The sequence below is a fragment of the Wolbachia endosymbiont of Brugia pahangi genome, from assembly GCF_012030695.1.
GTDB lineage: Bacteria > Pseudomonadota > Alphaproteobacteria > Rickettsiales > Anaplasmataceae > Wolbachia.
In genome coordinates this window covers 784952-798107 of record NZ_CP050521.1, presented here as the reverse complement: position 1 = coordinate 798107, position 13156 = coordinate 784952, and the positions used below count along the sequence as shown (strand labels likewise).

12 protein-coding genes and 2 pseudogenes are annotated in these 13156 nt (G+C 34.2%); 9 read left to right on the top strand and 5 right to left on the bottom strand.

Translation table 11 applies throughout. The features are described from left to right. Positions 1 to 6: 6 nt before the first annotated feature. The 3 genes from grxD to WBP_RS03915 form a co-directional block, all read right to left on the bottom strand. Entirely contained in the window at positions 7 to 327 is a 321-nt protein-coding gene (gene grxD / locus WBP_RS03925; protein ID WP_011256874.1) for a Grx4 family monothiol glutaredoxin, read from the bottom strand. A gap of 16 nt (positions 328 to 343) precedes the next feature. Then, positions 344 to 562: a BolA/IbaG family iron-sulfur metabolism protein gene (locus tag WBP_RS03920; RefSeq protein WP_167896132.1), complete on the bottom strand. Its 219-nt coding sequence runs from the start codon at positions 560 to 562 to the stop codon at positions 344 to 346. Between the two features lie 78 nt (positions 563 to 640). Beyond that, on the bottom strand, positions 641 to 1963 hold the full coding sequence (locus WBP_RS03915; protein ID WP_167896329.1) for a malic enzyme-like NAD(P)-binding protein: 1323 nt from the start codon (positions 1961 to 1963) through the stop codon (positions 641 to 643). Positions 1964 to 2107: 144 nt separating this feature from the next. Here WBP_RS03915 and pgsA point away from each other — a divergent pair, with 144 nt between their 5' ends. From pgsA to WBP_RS03875, 7 genes and pseudogenes are all read left to right on the top strand, one after another. Continuing rightward, positions 2108 to 2650 (top strand): CDP-diacylglycerol--glycerol-3-phosphate 3-phosphatidyltransferase, encoded by a 543-nt coding sequence (gene pgsA, locus WBP_RS03910; protein ID WP_167896131.1) that lies wholly within the window; start codon positions 2108 to 2110, stop codon positions 2648 to 2650. A gap of 108 nt (positions 2651 to 2758) precedes the next feature. Next, entirely contained in the window at positions 2759 to 3742 is a 984-nt protein-coding gene (locus WBP_RS03905) for a hypothetical protein (protein ID WP_167896130.1), read from the top strand. Between the two features lie 578 nt (positions 3743 to 4320). After that, positions 4321 to 5034 carry an outer membrane protein assembly factor BamD gene (locus tag WBP_RS03900; RefSeq protein WP_167896129.1) on the top strand — a complete coding sequence of 238 codons (714 nt, stop codon included), beginning with the start codon at positions 4321 to 4323 and terminating at the stop codon, positions 5032 to 5034. Positions 5035 to 5099: 65 nt separating this feature from the next. After that, positions 5100 to 5849 carry a YebC/PmpR family DNA-binding transcriptional regulator gene (locus WBP_RS03895; RefSeq protein WP_167896128.1) on the top strand — a complete coding sequence of 250 codons (750 nt, stop codon included), beginning with the start codon at positions 5100 to 5102 and terminating at the stop codon, positions 5847 to 5849. Between the two features lie 319 nt (positions 5850 to 6168). Further along, positions 6169 to 6993, top strand: a pseudogene (locus tag WBP_RS06285) (M23 family metallopeptidase); the annotation flags it as partial. Between the two features lie 41 nt (positions 6994 to 7034). Continuing rightward, positions 7035 to 7760, top strand: a pseudogene (locus tag WBP_RS06280) (SPFH domain-containing protein). 65 nt (positions 7761 to 7825) lie between these two features. Next, entirely contained in the window at positions 7826 to 8434 is a 609-nt protein-coding gene (locus tag WBP_RS03875) for a thiamine diphosphokinase (protein ID WP_369799961.1), read from the top strand. Between the two features lie 344 nt (positions 8435 to 8778). Here WBP_RS03875 and WBP_RS03870 read toward each other — a convergent pair whose 3' ends face one another. Continuing rightward, complete coding sequence (locus WBP_RS03870; protein ID WP_167896127.1) at positions 8779 to 9030, bottom strand: hypothetical protein; 252 nt, start codon at positions 9028 to 9030, stop codon at positions 8779 to 8781. A gap of 345 nt (positions 9031 to 9375) precedes the next feature. Further along, entirely contained in the window at positions 9376 to 9522 is a 147-nt protein-coding gene (locus tag WBP_RS03865) for a hypothetical protein (protein WP_167896126.1), read from the bottom strand. Positions 9523 to 9835: 313 nt separating this feature from the next. Between WBP_RS03865 and WBP_RS03860 the strand changes: the two genes are divergently transcribed. Both WBP_RS03860 and lepA read left to right on the top strand, forming a co-directional pair. Next, a complete protein-coding gene (locus WBP_RS03860) occupies positions 9836 to 11239 on the top strand; it encodes a malonyl-CoA decarboxylase (protein WP_167896328.1) in 1404 nt (467 codons plus the stop codon). 80 nt (positions 11240 to 11319) lie between these two features. After that, on the top strand, positions 11320 to 13116 hold the full coding sequence (gene lepA / locus WBP_RS03855; RefSeq protein ID WP_167896125.1) for a translation elongation factor 4: 1797 nt from the start codon (positions 11320 to 11322) through the stop codon (positions 13114 to 13116). Positions 13117 to 13156: the final 40 nt, after the last annotated feature.

Genomic DNA, 13156 nt, shown 5'->3' with positions numbered 1-13156 from the left:
AAAGTTTTATTCAACAATCTTTTTTTCTTTTAGCAAACTCTGTAACTCGCCTTTTTCATATATCTCGCGAGTAATATCACAGCCACCAATAAACTCTCCTTTTATGTATAGTTGTGGAATTGTTGGCCAATTAGAAAACTTTTTTATGGACTGACGTATCTCATCATTTTCTAAAACGTTGATGTACTTAAATTTCACATTCAATTTTTTGAGGATTGATACAACAAGTCCAGAGAATCCGCATTGAGGAAAATCAGATGTACCTTTCATGTATAACACCACATCATTTTCTGTTATGTCTTTTTTTATTTGTTCGAAATTGCTCATAAATATTACCTTAATTCTAAGTACTAGTTTCTAATTGCAATGCATGTATAGACTGACCTTCTAAGGCCTTATATGCTATTCTGTACTGTTCTATTTTTGTCTTTTCGAGAAAGTGCTTGGAGGTTATTTTTAAATAGTAATGGCCATCATCTCCAGCAAGATCATTAATCTTTATGTCAGCGTCAGAAAATAATTGTCTGATAATTTCCCCTAATTCATGAATTACAATAACCATTCATTTACTTTAAATTACAATACTTTATATTATAAATCTAAAACAACTGTATGCAATTAAATTATTGGTTATAAGTTGCTAATATTGTGAGGACAATAGATTTAGCGTGTTAAGAGCATTAGCAAGACGAGATTTTAATTGATTTGCATATTTGCTCCAATCTTGTATTTCCTTTTTTGCAACACCTGAGCAAACTGCAGCTTTTGCAACGGCAGGAGATACTATAGAAACTAGTCTTGGGTCAAAAGGGGTAGGTATTATGTATTCACGTCCGTAGCTCATTTTACGGCCACCATAGACTGCAGATATCTCGTCAGGTGCTGGTTCACGAGCGAGCTTTGCTATTGCATCTGCAGCTGCGATTTTCATTTCATTATTTATTGTCATTGCATGTACATCGAGTGCTCCTCTGAATATATAAGGAAACCCCATTACGTTGTTAACTTGGTTGTTATAATCTGATCTACCAGTTGCAATTATTGCGTCTGGCCTCACAGCTTTTGCAAGCTCAGGCCTTACTTCTGGGTCAGGATTAGCAAGAGCAAAAATAATTGGGTTTTGACCCATGTTTTTTAGCATCTCTTCATTTAATGCATCCTTTGCAGATAACCCGATAAATACATCAGTGTCTTTTATTGCATCAAGTAGAGAACGTTCTTTAGTATCAGTTGCGTATTTTTCCTTCCACTCATTCATGTCCTCATTTCTACCTTTGTATATTACTCCTTGTTTATCACATAGCACTATATTTTTAGCGCCCATGGACTTGAGTATTTCTAAACATGCAATACCGGCTGCTCCAGCACCATTCATGATGATCTTAACGTCCTCTAATTTCTTTCCAGCAATATCAAGAGCATTTTCTATGCCAGCTGCAACAACCACTGCAGTTCCATGTTGGTCATCGTGAAACACTGGAATGTCCATCAATTCATTCAGACGTTTCTCTATTATAAAACAATCGGGGGATCTTATATCCTCTAAATTTATTCCTCCCCAGCTTGGCCCAAGGTATCTTACTGCATTGATAAAGTCTTCTATATTTTCTGTATCGACTTCTATATCAACTGCGTCAATATCAGCGAAACGCTTAAACAGCATAGCTTTGCCTTCCATAACAGGTTTTGAGGCAAGAGGACCAATATTACCGAGCCCAAGTACTGCAGTGCCGTTTGAAATAACAGCAACACAGTTGCTTTTTGCCGTATAGTCATAGACCACATCAGGATTTTTGGCTATTTCAAGGCATGGAGCTGCAACTCCAGGAGAATAGGCAAGTGACAAGTCATACTGAGTAGACAAAGATTTTGTTGGCAAGATGGATATTTTACCAGGATTGCCACCTCTAATGTGATACTTAAGTGCCTCTTGTTTTGTTGTACTATCTAAATCATCATTCATCATTACATCCTTATATTTTGAGTTCATGGCTAGTAAACTTTTAAGTATACTAGGTTTTTGTAAATGTTCAATTGCAAACTATTAACTTGTGAATTGTGCTCTACTTCTGTATAAGCTTATCATGCTGGATTGAAATTGCACTACATGTTTAAGAAAAACCTGCCTAATTCACTTACAATTTCCCGTGCACTTGCAATACCAGCAATAATATTGAGCTTTTATATAGAAAATAGATATGCAAACTTGATAACAATATCAATCTTTATATTTGCGTGCATTACAGATTTTTTTGATGGTTACCTAGCGCGTGCGTGGAAAGTTCAATCAAAATTTGGCAGGCTATTTGATCCAATTGCTGATAAATTAATAGTGGTTTCAACGATAATGATGCTGGTTTATAAGCATAAGATCAATGATTACACGATAGTACCATCAGTTATAGTCGTTTGTCGGGAGATATTAGTTTCGGGTTTGCGGGAGTTTCTAATAGCTAAGAATGTTAGCTTACCTGTAAGTAAAGCTGGAAAAATCAAAACATTTTTACAGATGGTTGCTGTAGTGGCACTAATAATGAACGATTATGAGACAGTTCAATATATGGGTGCAGTTTGTTTATGGATTGCAGCTGTTATGACTGTGTGGTCTGGTTATAATTATATTCTAGCTGGCATTAAACAAATTGACTGAATTTTTTGAAGATTAATTAATAGATAAGGTACGTTAATATTTCATTAGTATTGACTGAATAATTAAAATCTTGTATAATATGTTGGTTCATAGATCAATAGGATTTATATGACTAGTAACTTTGGAACTAAATTTTCTGCTGAAGATTTTTTTCGAGATTTTTGTCCAACAGTTGATGGAGAAGTCAAAAAAGAAAGGTTTGAACAGGAGTTATTAGCACTAAAAGAGGAAACAGAGAAAAGGAAGAAACTGGAGCCATCAACGCTGAAAGGAGAAAAAGCGGAAAAAAAGAAAAAGCTCGAACAAGAACTACTAACACTAAAAAAAAGAGAGTTATATAGGCAATATGTATCATTGGCTACAATGATCCCATTTGCGTTACTCATGGCTATTGAGCTAAAAAAAATATGTAGTGATCAGATATTACTCGTTGTAATAAGTGTTGGACTAGGTCATACTTTACTGCCTTTTTCAGTCCTATCTCTTATTTGTATGCTATATCTAATTTACAATAATAGAAAGATAATACAAAAAGAACGAGAGTTGGAAAATATTAAAAATGGAAGAGAAATAGAAAAGAAAAAGTACAACTGTCCTTATATAGATCAATGTTTGGCTTATATTAAGGTAATATCAACTGTGTTGGTTATTGTGGGTCAGATAATGGATGAAGTATCGCCACTTAAAGTGGCAGAGGAAGCGCTTTTTTTCACAGCTAGTATACTTTCTTTCGCCATAGCTTTTTATAATTATAAAAAAGAAAATAAAGAAAATAAGGAAAGGGAAACGGAGAAACTTAGCCATGCTGAGGAACTCAGCAAAAATAATAGCAATATACCTATGGCTGGGTTAATGCTTGCTGGTTCTTCTGTAATGTTAATAAGAAGGGTAATGTTAATAACATTAGCATCATCATTAAGTCCTGCTCTAGGTTTAGCAGCTATTGCTCTTTTGATAGTAGGAAGTGGACTCATTACACATTCTTATAAGAGGGAGTTGAAGAATGTAAAAGTCAGTGGAAAAAGTATAACAGGCGCTAGTGTGATCGATATAGTAGATCGTGGCCCGATTCATATCTGCACAAACATGTGATATAATGTGATGTTCGTAGTAAACGATATCATTCCAGTGCTTAATGTTGTCATATCGCTGCGGTATAGATCCCGCTAACAAGCAGTGGTTGCCGGTAAATCTTTAGTTATAAATATTTAAGAAATTTACCAATGAGAAGAAAGGCAAAAAAACCCCTGTTAGCTAGTTATTTACTATCTATTTTTTAAATTGCATTTTTTACTGTCTCGAGTGCTTTAACAAGTGTACCTTAGCTTATATTGGGTAAAAACCTTAAAAGTTTACAAAGACATGAGATATGCATGGTACAAAAAATTAAACATTTAAGACGCCAAGTACATTAAGTTTTTTATCATTTTATCTACATAGACTGAAAATAAATGAATAGCTTCAGCGCTATGATAAGGAGAGTTGCAAGGTTTGTTAAGTAGCTTTTCGTTTCTGTAAGCTACTTGAGCCTCAGTTTATCAAGTAACAATGTCTATACAATTGTGGTCCTAAGCAAAAAATGCCGCTTTAACTTTATGGTAATCCTAGAAATTTGTTTATTTAGATGATATTTAATCTATACTTTACTTTATTTTGATAAAAAAATCTTTATGTATAAGGCTTTAATCACGTGCTTTATTTTTCTAGTTTGCTCCTTTACGCGATCATATGCAAGTGATGATGTTCATCTTGAGAAGAGTGAGACTGAGCTATATGAGGAAGCAGTTGAGCTTTTTGACCAGAAAAAATACAAACAGGCTATCAGAGCATTTCGGAAAATTGAGGATTTGTATCCTTTTTCTTATTGGGCAATGAAAGCAAAATTGTTGTCTGGTATTTCTCACTACAATATGGATGACTATAGCAGTGCTGCAAGTGATATGGACGATTATATATATATTTATCCAAATGGTGAGGATTTACCGTACGTGTATTACTTAAGGGTGTTATCTTATTATATGCAAATTAATAGGGTGCAGCTTGGACAACAAACTGCATATAAGGCTTTAGAGCTAGCTGCAGAGTATGTTAATCTTTTTTCAGAGAGTGAATATATAGAAGAAATGAAGGAAAAGGTAAGACTAATCACGGATCATATACTAAAGAAAGAATATTCTATCGGTAAGTTCTATTTTAGGCGTGGTGAATATCTAGCAGCAATTAAGCGTTTTCAAAATATAATAAGCAGTAAGGATTATAACTATTTCCCCAGATCTATTAACTATTTAATAGCAGCTTATTCGGCTCTTGGTCTTGATCTAGAAGCTGGGCAGTATGAAAGTCTATTAGCAGAGAACCTCAAAGGGAATGCTGTAGAACAGTAAACTTGAAAATTTGCTTTAGCTTTCTCCAGCTTCGGTGTATAATTTAGATTTTTAACCATTTGAATATGGCTGGTCATTCACAATTTTCAAATATAAAGTATCGGAAAGGTGCCCAAGATGCAAAGCGCTCTCAAAGATTTACAAAACTCATTAGAGAAATAACAGTTGCTGCAAAGCAAGGGCTACCTGATCCTGAATTCAACCCGCGTCTTCGCTCTGCTGTATTTGCTGCACGCAAAGAAAATCTGCCAAAAGATAGGATAGAAACAGCAATAAAAAATGCAGCTGGTAATGTTGCTGGGGAAAATTATGAAGAAATACAGTATGAAGGCCATGGACCTTTTGGTACTGCACTCATTGTTCATGTTCTGACGAATAATCGTAATCGAACTGCTTCTGAGGTGCGTTATATTTTTTCTCGCAAAAACGGAAGTTTGGGGGAAACAGGAAGCGTAAGTTATCTTTTTGATCATGTAGGCTTAATCGTTTATAAAGCAGAAAGTGTAAATTTTGACGATTTATTTAGTCATGGAATCGAATTAGAAGTATTGAATGTTGAGGAAAATAACATAGAAGGATTATATATTATAACCTGTAGAGTAAAAGATTTTGGCAAGGTACGTAATGCTTTTTATGCAAAATTTGGAGAGCCAGAACTTGCTCGACTTTCATGGCAGCCAAAGGACCTGATTGAAATTAGTGATAAAAAGTTGATCGATAAATTATCTGCATTGGTTGAAGAGTTGGAAGATAATGATGATGTGCAATACGTTGAAGGTAATTTTGCTTTTGCTGGCCTGTCGCTTAAGTTATGAAATTAATTATACTTATACTACTTTTTGTCTTACCATTACATACCCATAGGGCATCAACAGTCTTTTGATGTCATTCCTGAGCGTAATCGGGATAAAAGAGCCAGTATCAAACAAACAACTGTACGAACATTGTGATATAAGGATAATTTTTACCAAGAGAGATGTCATTCCAGTGCCTAGACACTGGGATCCAGAAAATTCAATTACAAATGGACACACTAAACAGTTATATAATAAAAACTGGATTCCAGTATCATGTACTGGAATAACAGGAAAGGGTTTTGAAATGACAGAAAGCAACACAGGAAAATTAGTGCATGATAGAAAGTTGTTATTCATACCCAGTGACATAAAATCTTTCTTCTTTGCTATAAGAATTGAATAAGGGTTAACACCAAATACAGTGATGGAATTAATTGAAATATGTAAAGATCTTGGTATTGATTAAAAAAAAGATATTATGTTAGAAAGTAGATTAGAAGTTCTTTTTGGGAGGTCGCTTAATAGTCGGAAGAATGAAGAGAAAATTTTGTATACTTCACTGACAACAAACAAAAAGACCATTTAGTTTATATCATTACAAATCACAAAACGGCAGAGAAGGGTATTTTAGTAAAGAAGGGATAAGCTTAAAGGACGATAAAGCTTTTATAAATCCTTTACGGAGATTATCGTATATCTTTACAATTGGGCAATAGAAAAAGCATCCTATTCGTGGTAAAATTGCTTTTCACAAAGGAGTAGGTTATGCAGCTAAACCTGGTACCCCCGTATTCGCTACTGCAGAAAGTGTAATAGAATACATAGGAAATAAAGGAGGATACGGTAAGTACATCAAAATAAAACATAAGAACGGATATTTAACCTGCTGTGCGCACATGAGTGGATTTAGTAGTGATGTGAAGTTAGGCTCTAGAATAGAGCAGGGACAAGTTATACTTATGTTGGTAGCACTGGTATTGTAACAGGACTACATTTACATTGCGAAGTTGTATACACAGCAAACACATTGATCCACTTACAATAGCACATGAAAGTGAGGTGAGGTTGCTTGATCACGAATTAAAGGATTTTAAAACTATTTATAAATAAAATAGATGAAACTATCAATAGAGGGGGTTCAAGTGACATAAGAATAATATAGATAATAATACGATAAATGATAGAAAGTTAAGTTAACTCCAGATTTTTCCTGTACTAATAGTGTTAGGATTAATTTTATCGGTACTTTTGTAGCATATGATAGTGCGATTGCACTTGGAATTGCTACTATTTCAATGTTGGCTTTTTTTCAAAGGTTTTTCATCAATAATCCTAATGGAGCAAGAGTGATAGGATTTCTTGGTCATTATATGGGAACTTACTTTACAGAAAAAATAAAAGTGAATAATGCAAAACGGCAGTCCAGTAGAGATTTCAGTAATGATTGTTTGAAGAGTGAGCAGTTTTGCAAAAGTATATTATAATGTTAATAATTATTATGACTTTGTTTTTATACAGAGTGACTCAATAATTAGAGAGTTGGCAAGCAATTATCCATATGGTGGCGAAGACGATGAGTAATCTTTACGTAAAAATTCTGATAAAATTTTAGGTGAATTGTGGTCAATGTTACAGCAAATATTAGATATTGCGGGAATTGAAATTATAGAAGCGAAGATATCTCATTTGGTATATTCATCTGAGATTGCACAAGCAATGTTAAGGTGTCAACAAGCACATGCTATTACCTCTGCAAGAAAACATATAGTGTAAAATGCAATAGGAATTATTGAAAAAATATAGCTCATTTTGAAAAAAACAAAAGCGTACAATTGAATAGAAAGCAGAAAGTCCATTGATCAGTAATTTACTGGTGCCTTGATCTCTGAGCAAGATGCACAACCAACGGTTAGTTTGGATAATAATTAATACAGTATCAATTATTCAAATACGATGCAAAATCCGCACAAAACATTTTGTAATTATGTACTATATTGCAGCACACACCAATAATATCCTTTCATTATAGTACTAAGTGGAAAGATACCCTAATTCATTGTTCTTTAAACAAGGCATGCCTATTGTGCTGTAAATGGAGGGACAAAAATCGGCTTTATATCAATTGTATACAACCTGATCTTGTAATAGGAGATTTAGATAGTATAAATCCGAATTTGCGTACTAGTTTAAACACGGTATATCTGCCTGATCAAAATTATTGCGACTTTTCTAAAGCTATAGCTCACTTAAAGACAATGAAATTATTGCCATCGATAATAACAGGTGTTACTGGAGAAGCAGCTGATTACATATTACAGAATATTAACATTTTTCTAGATAAAGACAGCATCTTTTACACGCATTCGCCTCCCGTGATAGGTTACACCTTACAGAAAGGCATTACTCATTTTTCTTTGCCGCGAAATACTAAAATATCTTTACTTCGTATACCCAAAGCACAAATATCAACTAAAGGATTAAGATGGGAGCTGCATCTTAGTGACCATACCTTCCCAGGAAAGAATTCTTGCTTTAATCTTAGTTTGAATAGCAAGATATCTGTAGAAGTTCTCAGTGGTGTATATTGGCAATGGTTTATTTAGAAGTGATAGATGATGCTGGTATATGTTAAATGAGGAGGTGAAAGTTAGAGAATTCAATAACTACAATCCCTTACTATCACAGACATGCACATTACAATGTACTGGTGGTTTCTAACTTTCCAGGAGACTGTCTACTTTTAGCTAGTCTTCTAAGCTATATTCTATTTTTATTCAAGAGTGACAGTATCTTTGATTACCATTACCTCTGAGCTGTTGCTGCGATTTAGTATTATCGCATTTTTTACTTAATGATAAATACCCTGTTTATTTTTAAGTTTTGTACCGACGAACTTTTCAATAAAGCTTAAAAAAGATTCAATAATAAATATCAAGTAGGCTTTTTTTCACAGTATCATCTGATTATAACTGCTCTTCTTCGCTAATGGTGTAATGATTTTCCAACTCTCTAGGAGCAGTGAGTGATAATTTACCGTCTTTATTATTACACCATTTTTACCGTTTTGAGATTCAAGTGTGAATTCTAGTGAGCTGTTTAATTCGCATATTTTTTTACCTAGATTGTCAAATTTTACTACAGGTACTGACATATCAGATTTTACTTCTGCACTACTTGAATCAGTACAATTGATATACATTGTTTTATTCTTGCTTATATTTTCCTTTTAATCCATACTCCAGAAGTGAACTATTCAAGAATGGGCATGCTTACAGTAAATTCATACCCTGCTTGATTGTAATTAGTAACTAGCTCTTCTAAAATGAAGTTGCTTGAAACTTCTACTTAGTATATTTAAACATTTCCTTAAAAATTTCTTTTGCAATTGGACGATAATTTTCATTCCCTTTTTTCGGTAATAGGTGCTTATGACTCTGGCCTACATTATAAAATTTTTAGAACTCTTTTTTATATACGTCAGTTTTTTGATGATCAGTAATTTCGGGGTTTTTGTAGTGATCATCCCATAACTCACGCAATGTGCTTACTTAAGCTCTTTTTCAAGATCTTTAAACACTGAATCAACAAAAACTCTGCCCTGCTCAGTATCTATTTCTTTTCCACGCACGAGATTATAGATATCATTTTTACTAAAAAGTTTACTTTTATAATCCTTAGTTCCTTCTTTCAATGCAATAATAAAGTTTTTATTTATTTTTTTCTGTTGATGACAAAATTCATTCTTTGAGGATCTAAGTACATCATTTCGCTAGAATTAGCTAATTTATTGTCTTTTATAGTCCTTAGTTTGCTAGAGTCAAACTTTTCAGCTTGGCCCTTAATGTAACCGTTGGACTTTTTTTTGCTTCTGTCATAACATTTTTCTCTGTTAACACTCTATAGTTAATTCTATTATAGAAATTGCTAATGATTTGGTAATGGTACCTGTTATGTGGACTAAGATTTTTCTTTGGTTTAATATAGATATACGGTAAAAGAAGTCTATAGTAAAAGAATCATTAGTTGAATTTAATGTAGTGAAAGTTGAAGATAAGAAAGCAGTAAAAAGCTTTTTTAAGATATTTGGTGGAGTGGCAGATGCTGTAAGATCGTGGATTGGCAATATTGGTCCGGATTTAAGCAGTAGTCGCGATATCGATAGTTTAATTTTAAAGATGAACGAGTGCTTAAATCCAAAAGGGGGGGAGGTCTCGGCGCGTAAGAATACTGTATCTCTTGGTAATCTGTACTTAAGTTTATCAGAGAAAGGTAGAATAAAGTTTCTACAAACCCTGGCAGAAAAATTTAATCCAAGCAAAGCGGAAATAGATGAAAAAATAAAAGGATATAAGAAAAATCAAGATTCCGAATTGAGCTATAAATTTGAACAGGACTTAATAAGAATTCTTGAATCGCCACGTTCTAAAATATTGAAACAGTTTATCTCTTTACCAGAAGGTCTTAAGTTTATTGTTGACATGCGTTCTGATGTGCTTAAGCTAAAGAGCCAATATAGAAGTCTAAATCCGCTAGAGAACGAATTAAAAAGTATACTTTGTACTTGGGTTGATGTTGATCTATTGGATCTTCGTCAAATAACCTGGGATTCACCTGCATCATTGTTGGAAAAACTTATAAAATATGAAGCTGTGCATAAAATTTCTTCGTGGGGTGACTTAAAAAACAGGCTAGATTCTGATCATCTCTGTTTTGCTTTTTTTCATTATAAAATACCAAGTGAACCTTTAATTTTTGTAGAGGTTGCATTGATGAATGAAATAGCAAATAGTATTCAACACCTTTTAGATGAGTCAATACCTTCAAGCGATCCAAGTAATGCAAGCACTGCCATATTCTATTCAATATCAAATACCCAAGCAGGGTTGTCTGGAATCAGTCTTGGTAATTTTTTGATCAAAAGGGTTGTGGAAAGATTATCGCATGAATTTAAAAGCATAAAGGTGTACGCAACTCTTTCTCCAATACCTGGCTTTGCAAAATGGCTAAAAGAAAATTTGAGCCAGGATATTACTTTGTTAAGCAAACTGAATATAAAACAATCTAGTGCAGAAATTTTAGGAAATATAGGTCAATTGAAAACTAACGTTGAATGCGAAAGTGAAGTAAAACAATGCTTGCTGAAGCTTTGTGCGCATTATTTGCTAAAGGTTAAAAACAGCAATGGCAGTGCTTATGATCCAGTGGCGCATTTTCATTTAAGTAATGGTGCATCGATAAAACAACTAAACTGGATGGCGGATACCTCTGAAAAGGGTATAGGCCAATCAGCTGGGATAATGGTGAACTATTTGTATGAATTATCTAAAATAGATAACAATCATGAGAGTTATATGGTTAATAAAGTAGTTTCTCACTCAAAAAAAGTGTCGTCTATATTAAAGGAGTAAATAAGTTTCTTAATAAACAATTGCCCTTACAACACTTAAAATGTAAAATAGTTCTACTTAAATGAGTAGAATAGCCATCAATGGACAATGTAAGGAATTTTGCAATAATAGCACATATAGATCACGGTAAATCAACACTTGCTGACCGTTTGATAGAGGAGTGTAATGGTCTTGAGGCAAGAGAAATGACCAATCAAGTGCTCGACTCGATGGATATAGAACGCGAACGTGGGATCACAATCAAAGCACAGACGGTAAGGCTAAACTATACTGCAAATGATGGTAATCGATATTGTTTAAACCTTATGGATACTCCAGGTCATGTTGACTTTTCGTATGAAGTAAGTCGAAGCTTAGCTGCATGTGAAGGTTCGCTCTTAGTAATAGATAGTAGTCAGGGGGTTGAAGCTCAAACTCTTGCGAATGTATATAAGGCAATTGACAATAATCATGAGATAATAGTTGTGCTCAACAAAGTTGACCTTCCTGCCTCAGATCCAGAAAGGGTAAAACTTCAGGTTGAAGAAATAATTGGCATTGGCTCTAGTGAGTCAATTTTAATATCGGCAAAAACTGGACTTGGAATAAGGGATGTATTGGAAGCAATAATAACAAAACTTCCAGCTCCACAGGGTAATATAAATGCTCCACTGCAGGCGATTTTAGTTGATAGTTGGTATGACCCTTACTTGGGAGTAGTAATTTTAGTACGAGTTAAAAATGGGGTGCTAAAAAAAGGCATGAAGATTGTTATGATGTCTAACAATGCTGTATATCAAGTAGACAATATCGGTATTTTTACTCCTAAAAAAGTAATGACAAGTGAACTCTCAGCAGGTGAAGTTGGTTTTATAACTGCTTCGATGAGAAAAATGGCAGACTGCAAAGTAGGGGACACTATTACCGAAGAAAAAAAACCTTGCGGTGAGGCATTGCCGGGCTTTAAAGAGATACACCCTGTGGTGTTTTGTAGTATTTTCCCTAACAAAACAGATGGTTTTAAATATTTAAGAGATGCGCTGGAGAAGTTACATTTGAATGATACAAGTTTTACCTTCGAAGCTGAAACTTCAAATGCGCTCGGCTATGGGTTTCGTTGCGGTTTTTTGGGGATGCTACATCTTGAGGTTATCCAAGAAAGGCTCGAAAGAGAATTTGATTTGGACTTAACGGCAACTGCACCAAGTGTTATATATGAGGTTACAACGCAAAGTGGTGAAACTCTGAATATTCATAACCCAAATGATATGCCAGATTCAGTAAAGATTAAAATAGTAGAAGAGCCATGGATTACTGCAACTATAATGGTACCCGACCAATATTTAGGGGAAATTCTATCTCTATGTGATGAAAGGAGAGGAAAACAGGAGGATTTATCTTACGTTGGTAACACAACGACAGCGTTGTTGAAGTATAAGTTGCCACTGTCTGAGGTTGTTTTGGATTTTTATGGTAGGTTGAAATCGATTTCTAAGGGATACGCAAGTTTGGATTGGGAAATTTCCAATTATCAGGAAAGTCAAATAGATAAATTGAGCTTTTTAGTTAATGGAGAACCTGTAGATGCATTGGCCTGTATTGTTCACAAAAGTAGATCTGAGAAAAGAGGACGTGAAATATGTGCGCGCTTGAGAGATTTAATACCACGTCAGCAATATAAAATTGCAATTCAAGCAACAGTGGGCGGTAAAATTGTTGCAAGAGAAACGATTAACCCATATAGAAAGGATGTAACAGCTAAACTCTATGGTGGAGACGTAACACGAAAAATGAAGCTTTTAGAAAAGCAAAAGAAAGGCAAGAAAAGACTATATTCTGTAGGAAACGTGGACATTCCACATAATGCTTTTATTCAAGCTTTGAAAATAGGTGATTGATGCATAGAAAGTAGGAAATTTGGTAAAATATAATGCTTAA

Coding starts and splice junctions, on each gene's coding strand:
- lepA (WP_167896125.1), top strand. CDS start 11,320: ATGGACAATGTAAGGAATTTTGCAATAATAGCACATATAGATCACGGT.
- pgsA (WP_167896131.1), top strand. CDS start 2,108: ATGTTTAAGAAAAACCTGCCTAATTCACTTACAATTTCCCGTGCACTT.
- WBP_RS03895 (WP_167896128.1), top strand. CDS start 5,100: ATGGCTGGTCATTCACAATTTTCAAATATAAAGTATCGGAAAGGTGCC.
- WBP_RS03905 (WP_167896130.1), top strand. CDS start 2,759: ATGACTAGTAACTTTGGAACTAAATTTTCTGCTGAAGATTTTTTTCGA.
- WBP_RS03870 (WP_167896127.1), bottom strand. CDS start 9,030: ATGTATATCAATTGTACTGATTCAAGTAGTGCAGAAGTAAAATCTGAT.
- WBP_RS03900 (WP_167896129.1), top strand. CDS start 4,321: ATGTATAAGGCTTTAATCACGTGCTTTATTTTTCTAGTTTGCTCCTTT.
- WBP_RS03920 (WP_167896132.1), bottom strand. CDS start 562: ATGGTTATTGTAATTCATGAATTAGGGGAAATTATCAGACAATTATTT.
- WBP_RS03915 (WP_167896329.1), bottom strand. CDS start 1,963: ATGAATGATGATTTAGATAGTACAACAAAACAAGAGGCACTTAAGTAT.
- grxD (WP_011256874.1), bottom strand. CDS start 327: ATGAGCAATTTCGAACAAATAAAAAAAGACATAACAGAAAATGATGTG.